At 71.7% G+C, this 22126-nt stretch carries 23 protein-coding genes; 12 read left to right on the top strand and 11 right to left on the bottom strand.

What is annotated here, in order from left to right; genetic code table 11:
• Positions 1 to 56: 56 nt before the first annotated feature.
• Positions 57 to 650 (top strand): maltokinase N-terminal cap-like domain-containing protein, encoded by a 594-nt coding sequence (locus IE248_RS08165; protein ID WP_190030286.1) that lies wholly within the window; start codon positions 57 to 59, stop codon positions 648 to 650.
• 108 nt (positions 651 to 758) lie between these two features.
• Here IE248_RS08165 and IE248_RS08160 read toward each other — a convergent pair whose 3' ends face one another.
• The 6 genes from IE248_RS08160 to IE248_RS08135 all read right to left on the bottom strand — a co-directional run bounded on the left by IE248_RS08160 (position 759) and on the right by IE248_RS08135 (position 8031).
• Positions 759 to 2930, bottom strand: a complete 2172-nt coding sequence (locus IE248_RS08160) for a 3-hydroxyacyl-CoA dehydrogenase NAD-binding domain-containing protein (RefSeq protein WP_037795230.1) — start codon at positions 2928 to 2930, stop codon at positions 759 to 761.
• Positions 2931 to 2982: 52 nt separating this feature from the next.
• Complete coding sequence (locus tag IE248_RS08155; RefSeq protein ID WP_190030285.1) at positions 2983 to 4197, bottom strand: acetyl-CoA C-acetyltransferase; 1215 nt, start codon at positions 4195 to 4197, stop codon at positions 2983 to 2985.
• A 34-nt stretch (positions 4198 to 4231) separates the two neighbouring features.
• On the bottom strand, positions 4232 to 5374 hold the full coding sequence (locus IE248_RS08150) for an acyl-CoA dehydrogenase family protein (RefSeq protein ID WP_073796839.1): 1143 nt from the start codon (positions 5372 to 5374) through the stop codon (positions 4232 to 4234).
• A gap of 12 nt (positions 5375 to 5386) precedes the next feature.
• The gene (locus IE248_RS08145) at positions 5387 to 6412 is read right to left on the bottom strand and encodes an LLM class F420-dependent oxidoreductase (RefSeq protein ID WP_190030284.1); all 1026 of its coding nucleotides are present in this window, start codon (positions 6410 to 6412) and stop codon (positions 5387 to 5389) included.
• Positions 6412 to 7542, bottom strand: a complete 1131-nt coding sequence (locus IE248_RS08140) for a CaiB/BaiF CoA transferase family protein (RefSeq protein WP_190030283.1) — start codon at positions 7540 to 7542, stop codon at positions 6412 to 6414. Before IE248_RS08140 ends, IE248_RS08145 begins: the two co-directional genes overlap by 1 nt.
• A 102-nt stretch (positions 7543 to 7644) precedes the next feature.
• Entirely contained in the window at positions 7645 to 8031 is a 387-nt protein-coding gene (locus IE248_RS08135; RefSeq protein ID WP_073796842.1) for an MmcQ/YjbR family DNA-binding protein, read from the bottom strand.
• 96 nt (positions 8032 to 8127) lie between these two features.
• Here IE248_RS08135 and IE248_RS08130 point away from each other — a divergent pair, with 96 nt between their 5' ends.
• Positions 8128 to 9327 (top strand): saccharopine dehydrogenase family protein, encoded by a 1200-nt coding sequence (locus tag IE248_RS08130; protein ID WP_190030282.1) that lies wholly within the window; start codon positions 8128 to 8130, stop codon positions 9325 to 9327.
• Here IE248_RS08130 and IE248_RS08125 read toward each other — a convergent pair whose 3' ends face one another.
• Positions 9328 to 10005 (bottom strand): endonuclease V, encoded by a 678-nt coding sequence (locus IE248_RS08125; protein ID WP_190030281.1) that lies wholly within the window; start codon positions 10003 to 10005, stop codon positions 9328 to 9330. It abuts the gene before it with no gap.
• Positions 10006 to 10031: 26 nt separating this feature from the next.
• Here IE248_RS08125 and IE248_RS08120 point away from each other — a divergent pair, with 26 nt between their 5' ends.
• Together IE248_RS08120 and IE248_RS08115 are read left to right on the top strand one after the other, a co-directional pair.
• On the top strand, positions 10032 to 10331 hold the full coding sequence (locus tag IE248_RS08120; RefSeq protein WP_037798523.1) for a YciI family protein: 300 nt from the start codon (positions 10032 to 10034) through the stop codon (positions 10329 to 10331).
• 314 nt (positions 10332 to 10645) lie between these two features.
• The gene (locus tag IE248_RS08115) at positions 10646 to 11176 is read left to right on the top strand and encodes a GNAT family N-acetyltransferase (RefSeq protein WP_190030280.1); all 531 of its coding nucleotides are present in this window, start codon (positions 10646 to 10648) and stop codon (positions 11174 to 11176) included.
• On the opposite strand, the gene IE248_RS08110 is transcribed toward IE248_RS08115, so the two are convergent.
• Complete coding sequence (locus IE248_RS08110; RefSeq protein ID WP_190030279.1) at positions 11177 to 12298, bottom strand: WD40/YVTN/BNR-like repeat-containing protein; 1122 nt, start codon at positions 12296 to 12298, stop codon at positions 11177 to 11179. It abuts the gene before it with no gap.
• Between the two features lie 461 nt (positions 12299 to 12759).
• Between IE248_RS08110 and ssgD the strand changes: the two genes are divergently transcribed.
• The 7 genes from ssgD to IE248_RS08075 all read left to right on the top strand — a co-directional run bounded on the left by ssgD (position 12760) and on the right by IE248_RS08075 (position 19047).
• Positions 12760 to 13176: a spore wall synthesis regulator SsgD gene (ssgD, locus tag IE248_RS08105; RefSeq protein ID WP_037798520.1), complete on the top strand. Its 417-nt coding sequence runs from the start codon at positions 12760 to 12762 to the stop codon at positions 13174 to 13176.
• A 257-nt stretch (positions 13177 to 13433) separates the two neighbouring features.
• On the top strand, positions 13434 to 15080 hold the full coding sequence (locus IE248_RS08100) for an ABC-F family ATP-binding cassette domain-containing protein (RefSeq protein ID WP_047960750.1): 1647 nt from the start codon (positions 13434 to 13436) through the stop codon (positions 15078 to 15080).
• Between the two features lie 297 nt (positions 15081 to 15377).
• Positions 15378 to 16349: an acyl-ACP desaturase gene (locus tag IE248_RS08095; protein WP_073796846.1), complete on the top strand. Its 972-nt coding sequence runs from the start codon at positions 15378 to 15380 to the stop codon at positions 16347 to 16349.
• A gap of 91 nt (positions 16350 to 16440) precedes the next feature.
• Complete coding sequence (locus IE248_RS08090; protein ID WP_037798515.1) at positions 16441 to 16743, top strand: DUF6317 family protein; 303 nt, start codon at positions 16441 to 16443, stop codon at positions 16741 to 16743.
• Positions 16740 to 17873: a hypothetical protein gene (locus IE248_RS08085; RefSeq protein ID WP_190030278.1), complete on the top strand. Its 1134-nt coding sequence runs from the start codon at positions 16740 to 16742 to the stop codon at positions 17871 to 17873. The genes IE248_RS08090 and IE248_RS08085 overlap by 4 nt, the downstream gene beginning before the upstream one ends.
• Before the next feature lie 89 nt (positions 17874 to 17962).
• A complete protein-coding gene (locus tag IE248_RS08080; RefSeq protein WP_190030277.1) occupies positions 17963 to 18484 on the top strand; it encodes a hypothetical protein in 522 nt (173 codons plus the stop codon).
• A gap of 65 nt (positions 18485 to 18549) precedes the next feature.
• Complete coding sequence (locus tag IE248_RS08075; RefSeq protein WP_190030276.1) at positions 18550 to 19047, top strand: hypothetical protein; 498 nt, start codon at positions 18550 to 18552, stop codon at positions 19045 to 19047.
• Here the strand turns inward: IE248_RS08075 and IE248_RS08070 are convergent, their stop codons facing one another.
• The 3 genes from IE248_RS08070 to ligD all read right to left on the bottom strand — a co-directional run bounded on the left by IE248_RS08070 (position 19048) and on the right by ligD (position 20938).
• Positions 19048 to 19302 (bottom strand): WhiB family transcriptional regulator, encoded by a 255-nt coding sequence (locus IE248_RS08070; protein ID WP_037795395.1) that lies wholly within the window; start codon positions 19300 to 19302, stop codon positions 19048 to 19050.
• Positions 19303 to 19408: 106 nt separating this feature from the next.
• Positions 19409 to 19915, bottom strand: coding sequence for an HAD domain-containing protein (locus IE248_RS08065; RefSeq protein WP_350878047.1), 507 nt, complete (start codon positions 19913 to 19915; stop codon positions 19409 to 19411).
• A gap of 3 nt (positions 19916 to 19918) precedes the next feature.
• Positions 19919 to 20938 (bottom strand): non-homologous end-joining DNA ligase, encoded by a 1020-nt coding sequence (ligD, locus tag IE248_RS08060; RefSeq protein WP_190030274.1) that lies wholly within the window; start codon positions 20936 to 20938, stop codon positions 19919 to 19921.
• Between the two features lie 75 nt (positions 20939 to 21013).
• Between ligD and IE248_RS08055 the strand changes: the two genes are divergently transcribed.
• Positions 21014 to 22090, top strand: a complete 1077-nt coding sequence (locus tag IE248_RS08055; protein WP_190030273.1) for an ATP-dependent DNA ligase — start codon at positions 21014 to 21016, stop codon at positions 22088 to 22090.
• Positions 22091 to 22126 lie beyond the last annotated feature (36 nt).

Genomic DNA, 22126 nt, shown 5'->3' with positions numbered 1-22126 from the left:
CGGCGGCGCCAGCGCCGGCGTCCGGGCGGACAGCCCCACCAGGTAGGTTCCCCGTCATGGCGATCATTCACAAGACCACGATGAGCCCCAACAAGCTGGAGCTCCTTGCCGCCTGGCTGCCGGACCGGCCCTGGTACCTGCCCACCGGGCGGCCGCCGGAGCTGGTCCGCTCGGGCGGTTTCCGCCTCGACGACCCCGAGGGCGAGGTGGGCATCGAGTTCATGGTGGTCACTGACACCTCGGGCGGGGAGCCGACCGCGTACCACGTGCCCCTCACCTACCGCGGCGCTCCGCTGGCCGGCGCCGAGGCGGCCCTGGTCGGCACCACCGAGCACGGTGTACTCGGACGCCGCTGGGTGTACGACGGTCCGCACGACCCGGTGCTGACCGCGCAGTTGCTCGCGCTGTTCCAGGGCCGCGCCGAGCCGCAGGCGCAGAGCCTGAGCGACACTCCGGACCCGTCCGTCACCGTGCGGTACGAGGGGCCGCAGCCGGCGGGCGCCGAGGGCGCTCCCGCGCTCACCGTGACGCGCGTGCTCGGGGAGGCGGCGGCTCCCGCCACCAGCGCCCTGGGCGAGGTCACCGCGGGCTGGACCGGCCCCGACGGGAGCACGCACCGGGGCGTGTTCGCGTCCCTCGCCGCGCGCTGACCCCGCCGCGCCGGGCGGTCCCGGGGGCGGGGCCCGCCCCCGGGACCGCGGCCGGGCGCCGCGTGCCCGGCCGGTGACACCCGGCCGCCGGCGCCCGGCCGCCGGCGGTCAGTCGGCGTACGTCTCGCCGCGCTCGGCCTTCGCGACCAGCGAGGCCGGCGGGGTGAAGCGCTCGCCGTACTTCTCGGCCAGCTCCCGCGCCCGGGCGACGAAGCCCGCGAGGCCGCCCTCGTAGCCGTTGACGTACTGGATCACGCCGCCGGTCCAGGCCGGGAAGCCGATGCCCATGATGGAGCCGATGTTGGCGTCGGCGATCGAGGTCAGCACGCCCTCGTCGAGGCAGCGGACGCTGTCCAGGGCCTCGGAGAAGAGCATCCGCTCCTTCATGTCCTCGAACGGGATCTCGTACCCCGGCTTGGCGAAGTGCTCGCGCAGGCCCGGCCAGATGCCGGCGCGCTTGCCGCTGTCGTCGTACGCGTAGAAGCCGGCCCCGCCGCTGCGCCCGGGGCGCCCGAACTCGTCCACCATGCGGTCGATGACCGCGTCGGCGGGGTGCTCGCTCCACGCCTTGCCCTCGGCCTCGAAGGCCTTGCGGGTCTCGTTGCGGATCTTGCGGGGCAGCGTCAGGGTCAGTTCGTCCATCAGCGAGAGCACCTTGGCCGGGTAGCCGGCCTGCGCCGCGGCCTGCTCGATGGAGGCGGGCTCGATGCCCTCGCCGACCATCGCCACGCCCTCGTTGATGAACTGGCCGATGACGCGCGAGGTGAAGAAGCCGCGCGAGTCGTTGACCACGATCGGGGTCTTGTTGATCTGGCGGACCAGGTCGAAGGCGCGGGCGATCGCCTCGTCACCGGTGCGCTCGCCCTTGATGATCTCCACCAGCGGCATCTTGTCGACGGGCGAGAAGAAGTGCAGACCGATGAAGTCGACGGGGCGCGAAACCCCCTCCGCCAGCCCGGTGATGGGCAGCGTGGAGGTGTTGGAGCAGAGCAGCGCGTCCGGCTCGATGACGTCCTGGATCTCCTGGAACACCTTGTGCTTGAGGGCGGTGTCCTCGAAGACGGCCTCGATCACGGCGTCGCAGCCCGCCAGGTCGGCGGCCTCGGCGGTCGGGGTGATCCGGGCGAGCAGCTCGGCGCGCTTGGCCTCGGTGGTACGGCCCCGGGAGAGCGCCTTGTCGAGCAGCTTCTCGGAGTACGCCTTGCCCTTCGCGGCGGCCTCGGGGGTGACGTCCTTGAGAACCACCTCGATGCCCGCGCGGGCGCAGGAGTACGCGATGCCGGCGCCCATCATCCCGGCGCCGAGGACGGCGACCTTGCGGACGGTGCGGGGCTCGGTGCCCTGCGGGCGGCTGCGGCCGGCGTTGACGGCCTGGAGGTCGAAGAAGAACGCCTGGATCATGTTCTTGGCGGTCTGTCCGGTGACCAGCTCGGTGAAGTAGCGGGCCTCGATGGTCAGCGCGGTCTCGAAGTCCACCTGGGAGCCCTCGACGGCGCAGGCCAGGATGTTGCGCGGCGCCGGGTAGGGGGCCCCGTTCAGCTGCTTCTTCAGGCTGGCGGGGAACGCCGGGAGGTTGGCGGCGAACTTGGGGTTCGACGGCGTGCCGCCCGGGATGCGGTAGCCGGGGACGTCCCAGGGCTGCTTCGACTCCGGGTTGGCGTCGATGAAGGCGCGGGCCTTGGCCAGCATCTCCTCGGGCGTGGCCGCCAGTTCGTGCACGAGGCCGTTGTCCAGGGCGCGCTGCGGGGTGTACTGGGTGCCCTGGAGCAGCACCTTGAGCAGCGCGTCGGCGATGCCCATCAGGCGGACGGTACGGGTGACGCCGCCGCCGGCCGGGAGCAGGCCGAGGGTGACCTCGGGCAGGCCGATCTTGGAGCCGGGGGCATCGAGGGCGATGCGGTGGTGGGAGGCGAGGGCGATCTCGTAACCCCCGCCGAGGGCTGCGCCGTTCAGGGCGGCGACGACGGGCTTGCCGAGGGTCTCGATCCGGCGCAGGGAGCGCTTGATCTCGGTGCCGGTGTCGAAGGCGATCCGGGCGTCCGCCGGGCGGAGCCGGATCATGTCCTTGAGGTCGCCGCCCGCGAAGAAGGTCTTCTTGGCGGAGGTGTAGATGATGCCCCGGATGGAGTCCTTCTCGGCCTCGGCGCGGTCGGCTACACCTGCGATGGAGTCCTTGAAGGCCTGGTTCATCGTGTTGGCGGACTGGTTGGGGTCGTCGAGGATCAGGGTGACGACGCCGGTCTCGTCCTGTTCCCAGCGGATCGTGGTGGACTCGCTCATGGTCACTGCTTTCGTTTCGGAAGGTCCGGGGGGCAGGGGATGCAGGACGAGGTCAGAGGCGCTCGACGATGGTGGCGACGCCCATGCCGCCGCCGACGCAGAGGGTGACGAGGCCGTAGCGCTTGTCCTGGCGCTCCAGCTCGTCGACGATCGTGCCGAGGATCATCGCGCCGGTGGCGCCGAGCGGGTGGCCGAGCGCGATGGCGCCGCCGTTGACGTTGACCTTGTCGAGGGACAGGCCCATGTCCTTGACGAAGCGCAGCACGACGCCCGCGAAGGCCTCGTTGATCTCGACGAGGTCGATGTCGTCGATGGTCAGACCGGCCTTGGCGAGGGCCTTGCGGGTGGCCGGGGCGGGACCGGTGAGCATGATGGTGGGCTCGGAGCCGGAGACGGCCGCCGAGACGATCCGGGCGCGCGGGGTCAGGCCATTGCGCTCCCCCGCCTCGCGGGAGCCGATGGCGACGAGGGAGGCGCCGTCGACGATGCCGGAGGAGTTGCCCGCGTGGTGGACGTGGTCGATCTTCTCGACCCAGTGGTACTTCTGCAGCGCGACCGCGTCGAAGCCGCCGAGCTCGCCGATGTCGGCGAAGGAGGGCTTCAGCTTGGCGAGGGTGTCGGCGGTGGTGCCGGGGCGGACGAACTCGTCGTGGTCCAGGACGATCAGGCCGTTGCGGTCGGTGACCGGGACGACGGACTTGACGAAGCGGCCGTCCTTGATGGCGGCGGCCGCGCGCTCCTGCGACAAGGCCGCGTACTCGTCGACGTCGCGCCGGGAGAACCCCTCGATGGTGGCGATCAGGTCGGCGCCGATGCCCTGCGGGACGAAGCCGGTGTCCCAGTTGGTCATCGGGTCGGCGAACCAGGCGCCGCCGTCGGAGGCCATCGGGACGCGGGACATGGACTCCACGCCGCCCGCGAGGACCAGGTCCTCCCAGCCGGAACGGACCTTCGCGGCGGCCAGGTTGACGGCCTCCAGGCCCGAGGCGCAGAAGCGGTTCTCCTGGACGCCGGCCACGGTGTCGGGGAGTCCGGCGGCGATGGCCGCGATCCGGGCGATGTCGGAGCCCTGGTCGCCGACGGGGCCGACGACACCGAGCACGATGTCGTCGATGGTGGCCGGGTCCAGCCCGGGGTTGCGCTCGCGCAGGGCGTCGATGAGGCCGACGACCAGGTCGATCGGCTTGGTGCCGTGCAGGGAGCCATTGGCCTTGCCGCGGCCGCGCGGGGTGCGGATCGCGTCGTATACGTAAGCTTCGGTGCTCACTGGTCAAGCCTTTCGGAGGTGTGCGAGGGGGAGGTCAGCCGAGCAGGGAACGTCCGATGATCTCTTTCATGATCTCGGTCGTGCCGCCGTAGATGGTCTGGATGCGGCCGTCGACGAAGGCCCGCGCGACCTGGTATTCGGTCATGTAGCCGTAGCCGCCGTGCAGTTGCAGACAGCGGTCGGCGACCCGCTTCTGGAGCTCGGTCGCCCACCACTTGGCCATCGAGGCGTGGACGTGGTCCAGCTCCCCGTTGGAGTGGTCGGTGATGCAGCGGTCGAGGAAGGTGCGGGTGACGGCGCACTCGGTGGCCATCTCCGCGATCTCGAAGCGGATGTGCTGGAGCTTGGAGAGCGGGCGCCCGAAGGCCTCGCGCTCCTTCACGTACCGGGTGGTGATCTCCAGCAGGTATTCGGCGGCGGCGATGCCGGCCATCGCGATGCCCATCCGCTCCTGCGCGAGGTTGGTCATCAGGTGGACGAAGGCGCCGTTGAGCTCGCCGAGCAGGTTCTCCTTCGGGACGCGGACGTCGTGGAAGAAGAGTTCGGCGGTGTCCTGGGACTTCTGGCCGATCTTGTCCAGGTTGCGGCCGCGCTCGAAGCCCTCCGCGCCGCGCTCGACGACCAGCAGGGACAGCCCGTGCGCCCCGCCCTCGGGGGTGGTCTTCGCGACGACGATGACCAGGTCGGCGAGGATGCCGTTGGAGATGAAGGTCTTGGAGCCGTTCAGGACCCAGTGGTCGCCCCGGTCCTCGGCGGTGGTGCGGATCCCCTGGAGGTCCGAGCCCGCGCCCGGCTCGGTCATCGCGATGGCGGTGATCGTCTCGCCGGAGCAGAAGCCGGGCAGCCAGCGGCGCTTTTGCTCCTCGGTGGCCAGCGAGGTCAGGTACGGGCCGATGATGTCGTTGTGCAGGCCGATCGCGAGCCCGGCGGCACCCGCCCGGGTGAACTCCTCGGCTATCACGGCGGCGTAGCGGAAGTCGGCGTTCCCGCCGCCGCCGTACTCCTCCGGGACGGCCAGGCCCAGCAGTCCCTGGCGGCCGGCGGCCAGCCAGGCCTCACGGCTGACGATGCCGTCCTTCTCCCACTGCTCGTAGTGCGGCAGCACCTCCTTGGCGAGGAAGGCGCGGACGGTCTCGCGGAACGCCTCGTGGTCGGCGTCGAAGATCTGGCGTTTCATGGATGCGGCTCCTCACAGCCAGTTCTTGACGGTTTCGATCAGCCGGGCCGGCTCGGGGCCGACCGGGCTGACGTTGAGCATCGTGACGCCGGCCTCCCGGAAGGCCTCGACCCGCTCGCGTACGTACCCCTCGGGCCCGCACAGGGTCATGAGCTCGCAGAACTCGTCCGGCACGGCGGCCGCGGCGTCGCGCTTGCGCCCGGAGAGGTAGAGCTCCTGGATCTTCCGGGCCTCCTTCTCGTACCCGTAGGCGACGGCGAGGTCGTTGTAGAAGTTCTTGCCGGGAGCGCCCATGCCACCGACGTACAGGGCGATCTGCGGGCGCGCCAGGTCCCGCGCGGCGGCCGCGTCCTCACCGATGGCGAGCAGTCCGCCCGCGACGGTCTCCAGGGGCCCGAGCTCCGGGGCGCGCAGGCCCGCGCCCTCGGCGAGGGAGTTCCCCCAGACGGCGCCGGCCTTCTCGGGCAGGAACAGGGTGGGCAGCCAGCCGTCGGCGATCTCGGCGGTCATCCGCACGTTCGCGGGCCCCAGCGAAGCGATGTAGACGGGGATGGAGTCGCGCACCGGCCGGGTGAGCATCTTCAGCGGCTTGCCGTGCCGGCCGCCCTTCTCGGGCGGCAGCGGCATGTCGGTGATGCCGTGGTGGTCGATGGTCTCGCGGCGCCAGATCCGGCGGCAGAGCCCGACCGTCTCGCGGGTCCGGCCGAGCGGCCTGTCGTACGGCTTGCCGTGCCAGCCCTCGACCACCTGCGGGCCGGAGGCGCCGAGGCCGAGCAGGGCCCGCCCGCCGGAGAGCGCGTCCAGCCCGGCGGCGGTCTGGGCGATCAGGGCGGGGGTGCGGGAGTAGACGTTGACGATGGCCGAGCCGATCTTCATCCGCTCGGTGCGGGCGGCGAGGTAGCCCATGATCGTCGCCGCGTCGAAGCCCCAGGCCTCGGCGACCCAGACGGCGTCCAGACCGGCCGACTCCAGCGCCGCGGCCTCGTCGGCGGCCCGGCGCGGGTCCCCGGCGTAGTCGAGCATCATGGACAGTTCCATCAGGCGCCCTTCCCGGTCAGGCCCGGCACGCCCCAGTCGGCGGCCACGGCGTCGGTGTCGGCCCCCGGCCGGGCCGGCCCGCCGGTGACGGCGGTCGGGGTCGCGGAGAACCGGGGCGCGGGGGCGGGCTGGGTGATCCCGCCGAAGTCGGTGAAGGTGCCGCGGGCGGCGAGGTGCGGGTGCTCGGGTGCCTCGCGCAGCGAGAGCACGGGCGCCACGCAGGCGTCGGTCCCCTCGAAGACCTCCGTCCACTGCGCGCGGGTGCGGGTCTTGAACCGCGCGGCGACGGCCTCGCGCAGCTCCCCCCACCGCGCCGTGTCCTTCCGCGCGGGTGCCTCCTCCGCGATCCCCAGCAGCCGGACGAACTCGTCGTAGAACTGCTGCTCCAGCGCCCCGACCGCCATGTACTGCCCGTCGGAGGTCTCGTACGTGCCGTAGAAGGGGCAGCCGCCGTCGAGGAGGTTGGCCCCGCGCCGGTCCTGCCAGCCGCCGGCCGCGACCATGCCGTGGATCATGGCGGTGAGGTGGGCGGTGCCGTCGACGATGGCCGCGTCCACGACCTGGCCGGCGCCGCCGGGGGTGCGGGCGTGCTGGAGCGCGGCGAGGACGCCGATGACGAGGTAGAGCGAGCCGCCCGCGTAGTCCCCGACCAGGTTGGCGGGAACGGCCGGGGGCTCGCCCGGGTTGCCGATCATGCCGAGGGCGCCGGTGACGGCGATGTACGCGATGTCGTGCCCGGCGGAGTGCGCGAGCGGGCCCTCCTGGCCCCAGCCGGTCATCCGGCCGTACACCAGCTTGGGGTTGCGGGCGTGGCAGTCGGCCGGTCCGACGCCGAGCCGCTCGGCGACCCCCGGGCGGAACCCCTCGATGAGCACGTCGGCGCGCTCCACCAGCTCCAGCACCCGCCCGGGGCCCCCGGCGGACTTCAGGTCGATCAGCACGGACCGCTTGTTCCGGTTGGTGACGTCGTACGCCGGGTCGATCGCGAGCCCGCCCCCGCCGGGCCGGTCCACCCGTACGACATCGGCTCCCAGGTCGGCGAGGAGCATGGCGGCGAACGGACCCGGGCCGATGCCCGCCAGCTCGACGACGCGCACTCCGGCGAGCGGGCCGTTCCCTGTCACTGCCATCGAGCCCCCAGCATTGTTGGTGCACGGTGTGACACAACCGATGTAACACCAGTGATGCTAGGAACGTGTTCCACTCAGCACAAGCCCCAAACAAGCAAGCGCTTAGCCGGTTGTCCCGATCCGGGTATCCAATTCCCTCAGATGCCGCTTCAGGCACACGGTCCGGTAGCTCTCCTCCACCCACTCGCACAGCACCTCGGCCGACGGCGCGCCCTTCGGCGCCAACGGCACCGAGACCCAGCCCGCCTTCCCCAGCCCGTACCCGCTGGGCGCCGCGCCCGGCGCCGTCATCGCGTGCCCGTGCAGCGCCTCGTCCTTGAGCTTGACCGACAGCCCCGGCGGCCCGTCCGTGTTGCCGAGGAACACGAAGATCTTCTTGTTGACCTTCACCACACAGTCCTCGGGGCCCCAGGGAAACTCCTCGACCGCTTCCGGAAGGCTCAGGGCGAACTCCCGCACCGCCTCCCACTTGCGCACCGCAGCCTTCATCGACGCCTCCACTTACCGCAGGTCACACCTGCTCGCACGGACAGCCGGTACTCACGCTAGCCTCAGCCACCGACAACAGCTGGGAGGAGCGGTCACATGAACGCAGAGGTTCGGCAAGGCGATCCGGAACGGGCCTACGACGTGGTGCTCTTCGGCGCGACGGGATTCGTCGGGGCACTCACCGCCGAGTACCTCGCCGAGCACGCCCCCACCGGCTGCCGATGGGCCCTGGCGGGCCGGGACCTCGGAAAGCTGGAACGGCTGCGCGAACGCCTCACCGCCCTCGACCCGGCCTGCGCGGACCTGCCCCTCCTGCGGGCCGACGCCCGCGACACCGGGGCACTGCGCGAACTGGCCGCCTCCACCCGGGTACTGGCCACCACCGTCGGCCCGTACATCTGGCACGGCGCGGAACTCGTCGCCGCCTGCGCCGAGGCCGGCACCGACTACCTGGACCTCACCGGCGAGCCCGAGTTCGTCGACCGGACGTACGTCGAGCACGACGCCCGGGCCCGCGAGACCGGAGCCCGCATCGTCCACGCCTGCGGCTTCGACTCCATCCCGGCCGACCTCGGCACGTACTACACGGTGAACCAGCTCCCCGAAGGCGTCCCGCTCCGCGTGGACGGCTTCCTGCGCTCCAACGCCCTCTTCTCCGGCGGCACCCTGGCCTCCGCCCTCACCGCGATCGGCCGCGGCCCCCAGACCCTGGCCGCCGCCCACACCCGCCGGCTGCACGAGCCGCGCCTGCTGGGACGCCGCGCGCGAGGCCCCCTGGGCGCCCCGCGCTTCAGCCGCGAGACCGGCACCTGGGCCCTGCCGCTACCCGTACTCGACCCCCGGATCGTCGCCCGCTCCGCGGCCGCCCTGGACCGCTACGGCCCGGACTTCCGCTACCGGCACTACGCCTCCGTCCAGCACCTCGCCATGGCCCTGGGCGGTACGGCGGCCCTCGGCGCGACCGCCGCCGCGGCCCAGCTCCCGCCCGCGCGGCGCTGGCTGATGAGCCGCTGGGAACCGGGCCGGGGCCCCGACGCGGCGCGCCGGGCGCGCAGCTGGTTCACCGTCCGCTTCGTGGGCGAGGGCGGCGGCCGCCGGGTCTTCACCGAGGTCTCGGGCGGCGACCCGGGCTACGGCGAGACCGCCAAGATGCTGGCGGAGTCCGCCCTCTGCCTCGCGTACGACGCCCTCCCCGACCGGGCGGGCCAGCTCACCACCGCGGTGGCCATGGGCGACGCCCTCCTGGACCGCCTCCAGAAGGCGGGCATCCGCTTCCGCGTCGCCGACGCCCGCTGATCAGGACGCCTCGCGCAGGGCACGCCGGCACAACGAGTCGGCGTGCCGCGTGGTCTCCGGAATCCTGAACCGCGGACTCAACGCCAGCGTCTGCGCACAGGCGTTGTCCAACGACACCCGGTGGCCCACCGACACGTAGACCGGCTTGATCCCGTCCTGCGTCCGCAGCGCCCGCCCCACCACCGCGCCGTCCGCCGCCACGAGCGGGGCGGCGTCACCACGCCGGGCGCCCGGCTCCTCGTACGTGAAGGTGAACGGATTCTTCGCGACGCCGATGCTGGGCAGCCCGGTCACCACCCCGAGGTGGCAGGCGAGCCCGAAGCCGCGCGGATGCGCGAGCCCGTACCCGTCGCACACCACCAGCCCCGGAACGGCGCTCAGCGCGTCGAGCGCGGCCAGCACCGTCGGCAGCTCCCGGAACGCCAGCAGCCCGGGCACGTACGGAAAGCTCACGTGCCCGACCGCGGTCGCCTCCTCCACCACCTCCAAGGTGGCGGCATCGAGCACCACGGCCGCCGCGGCCACCAGATCGCGCTCGTCGTCGTACGCGACGTCCACACCCGCGATCAGCCCGCGCCCGACGGCCGGCCCGGCCTCGTCCAGCACCACGCGCGTCCGCAGTTCGTCCTGTACCGCCCGGGCCTCGGCCTCGTCGGCGGGGGTCTTCACACTCGTCATGATGGTGCGAGGGTAGCCTGACGATCATGTTCGTCATGGAGCTCACCTACACCGCGCCCATCGAAGCCGTCGAAGAGCAGATGGACGCCCACATCGCCTGGCTGGACGGCCACTACGCGGCGGGCGTCTTCCTCGCGTCGGGCCGCAAGGTCCCCCGCGACGGCGGTGTCGTCCTGGCCGGCGGGGTCTCCCGCGCGGAGATCGAGAAGATCGCGGCGGGCGACCCCTTCACGATGGCCGGCGTCTGCGAGTACCGCATCACCGAGTTCATCGCGACGAAGACCTCCTCGGACCTGGCGCCGGTCCGCGAATCCCCGCTCACCTAGCACGGCGAACGGACGGCCCGCGGCCGCCGACCGGGCGAAGCGCGTGGCGACCTGGGGCGATCGACCCCCCGGGCCGGCGCGGCCCGGGGGGGTAGTGGCGCGCACCGGGACCGATCCCCCGTGACCGTTCCTCCGGGGTTTCCCGACAGTCTTTGGCGTTCCGGGGCGGGCCGGTCGGTCAAGGGTGGCCGAAGGCCATCGCGCAGCGACGCGACGAAGGAGCGCCCTTGAGGGACCGGCCCGCCCCGGAAGGACAGTGAGACTGCCGGGAAACCCCTCCCTCCCCTTGGACACCCCTTTCCCTGGAGCCCGCGTTGACCCCTCCCGCTCCCACCCACGCCCCCCGCCCCGCGACCCCCGCCGACATCCCCGAGCTGATACGCCTGCGCGCCGTCGCCCTGGCCAGCCTCGGCGTCGACCCCGGACCCGCCAACTCCCCCTGGCGCGAGACCGCGGACGGCTGGTTCCGCGAGCGCATCACCGCCCGAACCGATCTGCGCTGCCTGGTCGTCGGCGGCGCTCCCGGCGAACCGCTGCTGGCCACCGGCATGGCCTGGGTGACGTACCACCTGCCCAGCCCCCGCTGGACCGACGGCCGCCGCGGCTACCTCGACGGCATCGTCACCGACGAGACCGCCCGCGGCCGAGGCCTCGGCCGACGGATCGTCGACGGGCTCGTCTCCTGGCTGAACGACAGCGGCATCCACTACATCCAGCTGCACGCGAGCTCCGACGGCGAGCCCGTCTACACAGCAGCAGGCTTCACCCAGGCCCGCTACCCAGCCATGGACCTCATCACGGGAACGGATCCGGACGCAGGCACGGCCGGGGACACCACCAGCTGATCAGGACCTCTCCGGCCTCTCCAACCTCCCCACCCGCCCCTTCTCCCCCGCAGCCCAGCAACCCCCGTCGCCCGCGCAGTCGACGGTGTCGAACGACCCCGCGTCCAGCGCCCGCCAGGTGCGGCCCCCGTCCACCGTCACGTCGGTGCCCGTCGGCCCCACCGCCAGCGCCACACCCCGGCCGTACGGGTGCCAGGCCGCGCCCGACCGGTACCCCGGCGGCGGGGTCGCCGCCGGGCGCCAGGTGCGGCCCGCGTCGGACGACACCGCCGCTGCCCGCGGGGATTCCTGCCCGGCGCGGTAGTCACCGCCGACGGCGAGGCCCGTCGTACGGTCGCGGAAGGCCAGGGCGAAGACCCCCCTGGCCGGGTCGCCGGCCGGGATCACGGATTCGGCCACCTTCCAGGTCCGCCCCCGGTCCCCGGAGTGCAGGACCCGCGAGACGGCTCCGCCGCCCGTGGCGAGCCAGACGTCCCGCGAGCCGGCGCTGACCAGACACTGGCCGCTGGCCGCGAAGCCGGCCTCGCCCGGCAGCGCGTCCGGCATCCCGGAGGCCGGCAGCACCTCCCAGCTACGCCCGCCATCGCCCGTGGAGAGGATGCGGAACTTGCCGTCCACCGGGTCGCTCATCGCGAGCCCGTGCCGGGAGTCGAAGAACGTCAGACAGTCGTAGAAGGCCCGCGGGTCGGGGTTCCGGAAGGCCTCGCTCCATGTCGCCCCGCCGTCGTCGGTCCGCAGCACGCGGGAGGCCTCGCCCTCCCCGATGGACAGCGCCACCGCCCGCCGCGCGTCGAAGGCCTCGATGTCGCGCAGCTCCAGCCCCTCCGCGACCGCCCCCGGCGGCGAAACGTCACGCCAGCTCCGGCCGCCGTCCACGGTGCGCAGCACCGTCCCCTTGGACCCGGCCACCCAGGCCGTACTGCGACTGACGGCGGCCAGCCCCCGGAACCGGGAGTCCTTCCCGGTCCCCTTCACCGCCCACCCCACCCCACGCACCACACCACCAACATCACCCGCACCAGACCCCACAACTCCAGCGGCAGAATCACCAGGCCCCTCACCCGCCCCGCCCACCCCGGCGGCAACGGCCGGCACCCCCAGCGCCCCCACCACCAAAGCCACCGCGCACGCCCCGGCCCGAGCCCCGGCCCACGCCCCGGCCCACGCCCCTCGCCCCACTCCCAGAAGTCTCATGGCGCCGGAAGCTAACGCACCCCGGAACCACCGTCCAGGGTGCGTCCCGCCACCGGCGCGGCCTGCCACAAGGTCGCCCGTCGGCCAGTTGATCCCGCGCGGCGAACTGAGCGTGACGACCTCTCCCAGCTCCCGGAACGACGCCTTGGGCCTGTGGAGTGAGACGGAACCAGCCTTATTCCGACCACCCCAAAGCCGCCACCCGCCCACAGGCCCCTTCCCCCATCCCGCGCCCACCACTACTCTGTGCGATCACACGGATGCGTTTCGGCCAATCGGTGACACAGCTCACGCAACTCGGCATGCACGGAATTGCCGGTTCCGGCGTCTATCCCGTTGTCGGGCTCCACCCCAGGCCCGTCAGCAGATCCGCCGCAAGGGAGCGAGCCTTGATCACTGTCATCGAGCAGGCCGTGCAGGCCCGTCTGGTCGCCACCGCCCCGAAGGTCGAGACCGTGCCTGTCACGCTCAGCTACGACCGCGCGGATCCGTTCGCCATCCGCATGGCCTTCCCCGCCCCGGCCACGCTGGAGGGCATCGAGATCTCGTGGACCTTCGCGCGCGAACTGCTGGAGTCCGGCCTGGACCGCCCGACGGGCAGCGGCGACGTGCGCGTGCGCCCGTACGACGCCGACCGGACCACCATCGAGTTCCACGCTCCCGAGGGCGTCGCGATCGTCCTGATGCTCACCGCCGACCTGCACCGCTTCCTGGAACGCGCCGCCGCCGTCGTACCGCCTGGCCTTGAGCACCTGTACCTCGACGTGGACCACGGCCTGGCCGAACTGATGCGCGACTCCTGCTAGCCCCTCTCCACCCGCCCACCCCAACCACCCCACCCCAACCACCCACCCCACCCCCCCATAAATCCAATTGCGGGCGGCCCCGGCCGCCCGTAACTTCGTTCTCGCCCCATTGCCGCCGAACGGAGTAGGACATTGCTCGTCTGAGGTTCGAGACACCGATCACCACCGCCACCACCGTCGCCATGAGCCGACGGCCGCGGTCCGGTACGGCTGTCTCCCCGCGTTGCACGCACCATTCACGCAACCTGGAGGCCTCTATGAGTAACGCCCCTACCTTTGTCACCTGCTCCGCCCTGTCCTTCGACTGGCCCGACGGAACCGTCGTGTTCGACGGGTTCCACTTGGCCGTGGGCCCCGGCCGCACCGGCCTGATCGGCCTCAACGGCTGCGGCAAATCAACCCTGTTGAAGCTCATCGCCGGTGAACTGACCCCCACCGACGGCCATCGTGCCGTCGCCGGCACGGTCGGCTACCTCCCGCAGAACGTCACGCTCGACACCGCACTCCGCGTAGACCAGGCGCTCGGCATCGACACCGCCCGCGCCGCCCTGCACGCCATCGAGGCGGGCGAGGCCACCGAGGCGAACTTCACCGCCGTCGGGGACGACTGGGACGTGGAGGAGCGGGCCCTGGCCACGCTCGACCAGCTCGGTCTCTCCCGGATCGGCCTGGACCGCACCGTCGGGGAGCTGTCCGGCGGGGAGTCCGTCCTGCTCCGGCTGGCGGCCCTGCTGCTGGCACGGCCGGACGTCCTGCTGCTCGACGAGCCGACCAACAACCTGGACCTGCGCGCCCGCCGCCGCCTCTACGCGGCGGTGGAGTCCTGGTCCGGGGTGATGATCCTCGTCAGCCACGACCGGGAACTGCTCGACCGGGTCGACCAGATCGCGGACCTGCGCGACGGCGAAGTGCGCTGGTACGGAGGGAACTTCACCGACTACGAGGCGATGCTCGCCGCCGAGCAGGACGCGGCCGAGCGGATGGTCCGGGTCGCGGAGGCCGACGTACAGCGGCAGAAGCGGGAACTGGCCGACGCACAGGTCAAATTGGCCCGTCGCAAGCGGTACGGCCAGAAGATGAACGACACCAAGCGCGAGCCGAAGATCGTCATGGGCGCCCGCAAGCGGGCGGCTCAGGAGTCGGCCGGCAAGCACCGCATCATGCACACCGAGAAGCTCGCGGACGCCCGCGAGCGGCTCGACCAGGCGGTGGAGGCGGTCCGCGACGATGCGGAGATCCGTATCGAGCTGCCCGCCACGCAGGTCCATCCGGGCCGGCGGGTGCTGACGCTGAGCGATCTGCACCTGGCGCACGGGGCCTCGGTCCCGGGCGAGTGGGAGCTGCGCGGTCCGGAGCGGATCGCGCTGGTCGGCCGCAACGGCTCGGGCAAGACCACCCTGCTGCGCACGGTCGCCGGGCTCGTGCCGGCAGAGTCCGGCGAGGCCGTGACGCACGTACCGGCGCGCTTCCTGCCGCAGCGGCTGGACGCGGACGTACTGGACGACAGCCGTTCGGTGGTGGAGAACGTGGCGCGGTTCGCCCCGCAGGCCACGAACAACCTGATCCGGGCGCGGCTCGCGCACTTCCTGTTCCGGGGCGCCCGGGCGGACCGGCCGGCCGGCACCCTGTCGGGCGGCGAACGCTTCCGGGCGGCGCTGGCGGCCCTGCTGCTGGCGGAGCCGGCTCCGCAGCTGCTGATGCTGGACGAGCCGACGAACAACCTGGACCTGGCGAGCGTCCGGCAGCTGACCGGCGCGCTGGAGTCGTACCAGGGCGCGCTCATCGTGGCGAGCCATGACGTGCCGTTCCTGGAGTCGATCGGCATCACGCGCTGGCTGCTGCTCGACGGCGAGCTGCGACCGACGACGGCGGAGGAGGTCCGGGACTCACTCTGGCACGAGTGACGCGGGGCGACGCGGGACGACGCGGGGTGACGCGGGGCGGGGACGGGGGGACAGGGGGACTCCCCCGTCCCCCCTCCCCAGGCATCGATTAGGCGTCAATCCGGCAAAGCCGAGCCACCTTCACGTATGACTTTCGGCTTCGCCATGCCCGCAAACGGCCTCTCAAACTGCATAGATAACCAGACGTAACCGGACATAGGTACCCGTGGGGCTTGGCTGGCCTTCACGGCGCGCTTAACCTACGGGTTCGTAGGCTACGGAACCGTAGGTAATTCGCTTTGTCCCCCAGGAGCACCCGTGACGATCACCTCTCCCTCCCTCGGCAGCTCGGAGGCGTGGACCGACGCCAAGCTGCTGTTCGCGCTGGAAGAGGTGGTCGAAAAGGAGCTCAACCGGCACTTGAAGATCACCAAGGACTGGATGCCCCACGAGTACGTCCCGTGGAGCGACGGCCGGAACTTCCCGGGCTTCTTCGAGGACGGTGAGGCCTGGGACCCGCAGCAGTCCAAGGTCACCGATATCGGCAAGATCGCGCTGGTCGTGAACCTCCTGACCGAGGACAACCTCCCCAGCTACCACCACGAGATCGCGACCCTCTTCGGGCGCAACGGCGCGTGGGGCACCTGGGTGCACCGCTGGACCGCCGAGGAGGGCCGTCACGGCATCGTGATGCGCGACTACCTCCTCGCCTCGCGCGCCGTGGACCCGGACAAGCTGGAAGCGTTCCGGATGCAGCACATGTCGGAGGGCTTCGAGTCCGACAACCGGCACTCGATGCTGCACTCGGTCGCGTACGTGGCCTTCCAGGAGCTCGCGACCCGCATCTCGCACCGCAACACCGGCCACCAGTCCGGTGACCCGGTCTGCGACCGGATGCTCGCCCGCATCGCGCAGGACGAGAACCTGCACATGGTCTTCTACCGCAACCTGCTGGGCGCGGCCTTCGAGCTCGCCCCGGACCTCACCATGCAGGCCGTGCGCGACGTCGTGGTCAACTTCCGGATGCCCGGACACGGCATGCCCGGCTTCGAGCGCATGGCGGCGCAGATGGCGATCGGCGGGGTCTACAACCTGCGGATCCACCACGACGACGTGCTGAGCCCCGTGATCCGCTTCCTGAAGATCATGGACATCGACGGCCTGGGCCCCGAGGGTCTGAAGGCCCAGGAGGAGCTCGGCCTGTTCATGAACGGCCTGGACTCCGAGGCCCGCAAGTTCGACGAGCGCCTCGCCGCCCGCGCGGCGCGCATCGCGGCCCGCAAGGGCTGAGCGGCGCCTGACGCCCTGACCGGATTCCGCTCCCCCGGGCGGGTGACGACGATTGCCCTGGCAGAGCTCCGCTCTGCCAAGGTTTCGCGTCATGACGTTCCTCCAGGTGGACATCGACCAGCTGGCCCGTTTCTCGCGCGCCCTCGACTCCTCGCTGACCTCCCTGCGGGAGGCGCGGAGCGCGCTGAGCCACGTACGGGCCGACCAGCTGGGCACGGCCGACCTCGACGCGGCCTGCGACGGCTTCCAGGAGAGATGGTCGTACGGCACGAGTGAGCTGGCCAAACGCATCAAGACGGTGCGCGAGGGCGTGAAGACCAGTGCCGGCGAGCACGCGGAGCTGGAGGCGGCCATCCGCGCGGCCTTCCTCAAGGCGGGCGGCGGGCGTACGTGAGCCACTCCCCCGCGCTGGGCTTCGACCCGGCCCCCGGCAACCCGGCCGCCGTCCTCACCCTGGCGAAGAAGCTCCTGGCCTCGGCGAATTCCCTCGGGGAGGCCTCCCGCGTGGTCGACGCCCTCGCCTCGAACAGCAGCGGCTGGCAGGGCGAGGCCGCCACCGCCTTCCGGGCCTCGCTGTCGCGGGACCTGCCGCGCTACCTCCGCTCGGCGCACACCTCCCTCGCGGAGGCGGCCCGCCGGCTCACCGCGTGGCACGACACCCTGGTCGCGCACCGCGCGCTGGCCGCCCGCTACGAGTCCCAGGCCGCCGCGGCCACGACGGAGCCCGCCCTGGCCGACGCGCGGCGGCTGGCGCGGGAGCTGGCCGCGGAACACGCGGCGGCCGCGGGCCGCGTCGCGAAGACCCTGAACGCGGCGGCGGACCGCCTGGCCCCGAAGGAGCCGGGCGTCTTCGCCTCGCTCTGGCAGAAGATCACGGAAGACCCGGCGGACGCCCTCTCGAACGCCTCGGCCATCCTGGGCGCCGCCGGGGCGGGCCTGTCCCTGTTCTGCCCGCCGGCGGGCCTGGCGGTGATGCTGGTGGCCGGCGGGCTGTCCCTGGCGGCCCTCGGGATGCACGCCGCCGACCCGAGGTTCCGGAAGTCCCTGACGGACGGGGTCACCAAGGGCGAGTTCGACGCGGACTTCTGGAAGGCGGGGGTCACGCTCCTCGGCGACACCGCGGGCGCCGTCCCGGGCGTGGCGGCGGTCGCCGCGGGCGCGAAGGCCGGCACCCTGGCCGCCCGCGCGGCCCTGACCGCCGCCCCCGAAGCCAGCGCCCTCTCGGGCCTCACCGAAGGCGCCACCACCTTCGGCCGCACCACCTGGTCGACGGGCCTCCAAATCCAGGAGGTCGAAAACCCGCTCACTGCCTGGGCCCTTCGGAGTACGAACCCAACGGTGACGAAAACCGTGGGCGTTGCCGTGCCCGTCCTGGGCGCAGCAACCGCGATTTCCGACTACGCTTCGGACAGTGATGCGGTCGAGCAGACCGCTGTCGCGGTGGATGGCGCTCGTGGCGTCGTGGACGACGTGCCTTCCAGCACCGCCAAGGTAGCCAAAGCCTGGTCGGTGATGAGTCCTTGAAGCCCGACGACCCAACACCGCCGCTCTGGTTCCGCCTCCCGCCTGGTTTTCACGACGTCGGGCCTGGTGACAGGGATGCACTGGATTGCATGGCCAAGACCCTGGGCAGCTCTGATGCCCAGCGGGACCTCAGCCGCCTCATGGACCACCTCGACGAGCTTGCCGCACACCATGTCGTTCACACGTCGGTGGGCCTGCATCCAGGCGACCCGGCCGGCATCTCAACGTCGATTTTCTCCCTGGCCGTCTGGAGATCCGAGCAACTCAGCCCCCGGGTTTCCGTGGCGCGCACGGCTCTCGCCATCTCCCGGTCGGAGTTGTGGAAGAGCGCGACTCGCGAGTTCATCGACTTGCCCTCGCAACAGCCCTGTTGCCTCGTCAGCGGGTTCATGTCGCCGCCAGGCTTAGAGGAGCGCCTGTTTCAGGCCCGGATTGCCATGGCCCACCCGGCACAGGGCCATGTCATCGTTCTCGACCTGACCAGCGCGGCAATCGAACACGCCGCCGCGTACACAAGCATTCTCAATGCCATCGCCCACACAATCAGCTTCTCCGACCCCAGTCCCACTCGCGCGTCAGGGACGTCACGCATTTTGGATCTGCTGTTGTGACTCCTCCACTCGTCAAGGCGGCCTGGGATCACCCGCCGACTGCTCTCGGATACAAGCGGCTGGTCATGCGCCGCTTGTTCTGGCTGGTCGGTCCTGGCGCTTTGCTGGTGGTGACACTCGTGGGCGCCGAGCTTGAGCTGATCCCGCACGGAGCGCTGATCTTCATTTGCCTCGCGGCCACCACTCTTCCGTTCCTCCCGGTGCTATTGGTCGCGTACCTCCGCCGTCATCGCGTCGCCGCCATCCTCAAGGCGTACCCATGGTGCGAGGTACGCGGCCACCACCCTCCCCGAACGCCGTCGATCATCGCGATTCGCATCGCGGAGGACTGCGCCCCCACCTTCCGGATGTTCCCGTTCCCGATCCAGGTCACGGACAGTGAGAACCTCATCTGGTTCGCCGGGGATCCGCGGTTCGGTGGGGTGGTTTCGCCCGTTGGGGGGCATCGGCCCGTGCGGGTCGTGCTCGACAAGGGGGCCGGGCGGGAGTGGGGTGGCGGGGATGACGCGCTCGCGCTGAGGGTCGGGTTGGTGCGGCGGAGCGGGAAGGCGACGCAGACCTGATCAGTCGCGCGGGCGCAGCGCCAGGCGTTCGGATTCGGACAGGCCGCCCCAGACGCCGAAGCGCTCGTCGTTCGTCAGGGCGTACTCCAGGCACGCCGCACGCCCCTCGCACGCGCCGCACAGCCGCTTCGCGTCGCGCAGCGACGAGCCCGGCTCCGGGAAGAAGAACCCCGGGCCCGTCTGGGCGCACAGGGCGAGTTCGTACCAAGCGGGGGCGGCGGCGGTCGTCGGCCGCTCACTCGTGTTCATCGACATGCGGCGAGCCTGTCCGCCGCCGATGGACGTCCTATCAACACCTGATCAACACGCGTTCATGCGCGGCCTCTCCGAGCATCGCACCCGCCACTGACAATCGGGGTGTCTACACCTCGCGCAGCCACTCCTCCACGGCTGCGAAGTCCGCTTCCGTCAGGCCGTGGCGGGCGTCGACCCGGTGGAGGAGGGCCGGGGCGGGGTGGGTTGCCGAGACCCAGGCGCGGTCGGCCTCGGTGAGTTCGTCGTCGAGCCAGACGAAGGGGCGGCCGGCGGCCCAGGTGATCAGGGACGGGGTCTTCCAGTGCAGCCCGGGGTGGGGGTGGGGCTCGTCGGAATCCGGCCATTGGACCACGGGGAGGGCCGGGAGGCCGAGTCGGGGTGCGACGCTGTCGTTCGCGTCATCCGTCCAGGTCGTGGCCCATACGAGAGTGCACCCCAGCGCCGCCAGGCGTGGCCCGTGGGTGGGGTTGACGCGGGCGAGCAGCGGATGGGCGTCTGCCGCCGGGTCGGACGGGGTCGTTCGATACGTCGGGTACCCGTCGGGGAGTCGGCGCGGGCTCGCCCCGAAGGGGATGAGTGGTCCGTCCACGTCCAGGAAGAGAAGGGTGCTCAGGGCTCAGTCCTTGTGTTTGGCTCGGCTGGGCTGGACCCGTTTGGGTTCGCCCGGCATCTTCGGGTAGTCCGGCGGGTAGGGCATGTCGCCCAGGCCGTGGTCGTGTTCTTGCCGGTCGGCGAGTTCGAGTACGGCGTCCAGCGTGAAGGCGTGCTCGTCCATGTCCGCGTGCAGGTCGCCCAGTTCGGCGAAGCGCGCCGGCATCGTGACGATGTCGAAGTCCCGCGGCTCCGCGTCGTCGACCTCTTCCCAGCGCAGTGGGGCCGACACCGGCGCGTGCGGGCGGGGCCGGACCGAGTAGGCGGAGGCGATGGTGCGGTCGCGCGCGGTCTGGTTGTAGTCGACGAAGATCCGCTCGCCGCGCTCCTCCTTCCACCAGGCCGTGGTGACCTTGCCCGGCATCCGGCGCTCCAGTTCCCGGCCCAGGGTGATCGCGCACCGCCGGACCTCGGTGAAGGTCCAGCGAGGGGCGATCGGCACGAACACGTGCAACCCCCGGCCGCCGGAGGTCTTGGGCCAGCCGCGCAGGCCCAGCTCCTCCAGCACCGCCCGCAGTTCGTGCGCGGCGGCCACCGCGTGGTGGTAGTCGGTGCCCGGTTGCGGATCCAGGTCGATGCGCAGCTCGTCCGGCCGGTCGGTGTCCTCGCGCCGCACCGGCCAGGGGTGGAAGGTGAGGCACCCGAGGTTGGCGGCCCACAGGACGGCGGCCGGTTCGGTCGGGCAGATCTCATCGGCCGTGCGCCCGCTCGGGAAGGCGATGTGGGCGGTCGGAATCCAGTCGGGCAGGTTCTTGGGAGCGCGCTTCTGGAAGAAGGACTCGCCCTCCACCCCGTCCGGATAGCGCTCCAGGGTCGTGGGGCGGTCGCGCAGGGCGCGGGTGATGCCCGGCGCGACCGCCAGGTAGTACTCGGCCACATCCCTCTTGGTGAGCCCGCGCTCGGGGAAGTAGACCTTGTCCGGGTTGGACAGTCGTACCGCCCGCCCTCCGGCGTCGAGCTCGATCGCATTACCGGCTGCACCCATGTGCGCCACGTTAGGCGCGCCCGCCGCGGCGCGCATACCGGGCGGGTCCGGACGTACCGCCGCAGAATCTCAGGTATGGATCTGCCGGTGATGCCCCCTGTGAAGCCGATGCTCGCCAAGTCGGTGGCCAAGATCCCGCCGGGCATGCAGTACGAGGCCAAGTGGGACGGCTTCCGGGCCATCGTCCACCGCGACGGCGACGAGGTCGAGATCGGCAGCCGCACCGGGAAGAGCCTGACCCGGTACTTTCCCGAGCTGGTGGTGGCGTTGAAGGAGAACCTGCCCGCCCGCTGCGTCGTGGACGGGGAGATCGTCATCGTGCGGGACGGGCGGCTCGACTTCGACCGGCTGACGGAGCGGATCCATCCCGCCGCCTCCCGCGTGAACATGCTGGCCGAGACGACCCCGGCCAGCTTCGTCGCCTTCGATCTGCTCGCGATCGGCGACGAGGCACTCCTCGACACCCCGCTCGCGGACCGCCGTAACGCCCTTTCCCAAGCCCTTTCCACCGCTCGGCCCCCCGTTCATCTCGCGCCCGCGACCACCGACCCCGCGCTCGCGCGGGAGTGGTTCGAGCGGTTCGAGGGCGCCGGGCTCGACGGGGTGATCGCCAAGCCCCTCGATCTCCCCTACCGGCCCGATGCCCGTCTCATGTTCAAGATCAAGCACGAGCGTACGGCCGACGTCGTCATCGCGGGTTTCCGTTTCCACAAGAGCGGTCCGATTGTCGGATCGCTGCTGCTCGGGCTGCACGACGCGCACGGCGCGCTCCAGCACGTGGGCGTCTGCGCCGCCTTCCCCATGAAGCGCCGCGCCGAGCTGGTGGACGAGCTCGAACCGCTGCGGATGCCGGATCCCGAGGGCCACCCGTGGGCGGCCTGGGCCGAGGAGTCCGCGCACGAGAGCGCCAGGCTGCCGGGCGCGCAGAGCCGCTGGACCGGCAAGAAGGACCTGTCGTGGGTGCCGCTGCGCCCCGAGCGGGTCTGCGAGGTCGCCTACGACCACATGGAGGGCGACCGCTTCCGGCACACGGCCCAGTTCCGCCGGTGGCGGCCCGACCGGGCGCCGGAGAGCTGTACGTACGCCCAGCTGGAGGAGGTCGTCGGCTACGACCTCGCCGACGTGCTCGGCCGGCCCGGCCCGGCGCACTGACGTGGTGAAAGGCGGACGGTGACCGGCAACCGGCAA

Origin of the sequence: Streptomyces goshikiensis (genome assembly GCF_014650555.1) — a bacterium.
GTDB classification, from domain to species: domain Bacteria; phylum Actinomycetota; class Actinomycetes; order Streptomycetales; family Streptomycetaceae; genus Streptomyces; species Streptomyces goshikiensis.
The sequence above is the reverse complement of the archived record's forward strand: the minus strand, read 5'-3'. Positions and strand labels throughout refer to the sequence as shown.

Excerpts from the sequence above, each read along its gene's own strand:
- IE248_RS08165 (WP_190030286.1), top strand. The coding sequence starts at position 57 with ATGGCGATCATTCACAAGACCACGATGAGCCCCAACAAGCTGGAGCTC.
- IE248_RS08160 (WP_037795230.1), bottom strand. The coding sequence starts at position 2,930 with ATGAGCGAGTCCACCACGATCCGCTGGGAACAGGACGAGACCGGCGTC.
- IE248_RS08150 (WP_073796839.1), bottom strand. The coding sequence starts at position 5,374 with ATGAAACGCCAGATCTTCGACGCCGACCACGAGGCGTTCCGCGAGACC.
- IE248_RS08145 (WP_190030284.1), bottom strand. The coding sequence starts at position 6,412 with ATGGAACTGTCCATGATGCTCGACTACGCCGGGGACCCGCGCCGGGCC.
- IE248_RS08140 (WP_190030283.1), bottom strand. The coding sequence starts at position 7,542 with ATGGCAGTGACAGGGAACGGCCCGCTCGCCGGAGTGCGCGTCGTCGAG.
- IE248_RS08135 (WP_073796842.1), bottom strand. The coding sequence starts at position 8,031 with ATGAAGGCTGCGGTGCGCAAGTGGGAGGCGGTGCGGGAGTTCGCCCTG.
- IE248_RS08130 (WP_190030282.1), top strand. The coding sequence starts at position 8,128 with ATGAACGCAGAGGTTCGGCAAGGCGATCCGGAACGGGCCTACGACGTG.
- IE248_RS08125 (WP_190030281.1), bottom strand. The coding sequence starts at position 10,005 with ATGACGAGTGTGAAGACCCCCGCCGACGAGGCCGAGGCCCGGGCGGTA.
- IE248_RS08120 (WP_037798523.1), top strand. The coding sequence starts at position 10,032 with ATGTTCGTCATGGAGCTCACCTACACCGCGCCCATCGAAGCCGTCGAA.
- IE248_RS08100 (WP_047960750.1), top strand. The coding sequence starts at position 13,434 with ATGAGTAACGCCCCTACCTTTGTCACCTGCTCCGCCCTGTCCTTCGAC.
- IE248_RS08090 (WP_037798515.1), top strand. The coding sequence starts at position 16,441 with ATGACGTTCCTCCAGGTGGACATCGACCAGCTGGCCCGTTTCTCGCGC.
- IE248_RS08080 (WP_190030277.1), top strand. The coding sequence starts at position 17,963 with ATGGCCAAGACCCTGGGCAGCTCTGATGCCCAGCGGGACCTCAGCCGC.
- IE248_RS08075 (WP_190030276.1), top strand. The coding sequence starts at position 18,550 with ATGCGCCGCTTGTTCTGGCTGGTCGGTCCTGGCGCTTTGCTGGTGGTG.
- IE248_RS08070 (WP_037795395.1), bottom strand. The coding sequence starts at position 19,302 with ATGTCGATGAACACGAGTGAGCGGCCGACGACCGCCGCCGCCCCCGCT.
- ligD (WP_190030274.1), bottom strand. The coding sequence starts at position 20,938 with ATGGGTGCAGCCGGTAATGCGATCGAGCTCGACGCCGGAGGGCGGGCG.
- IE248_RS08055 (WP_190030273.1), top strand. The coding sequence starts at position 21,014 with ATGGATCTGCCGGTGATGCCCCCTGTGAAGCCGATGCTCGCCAAGTCG.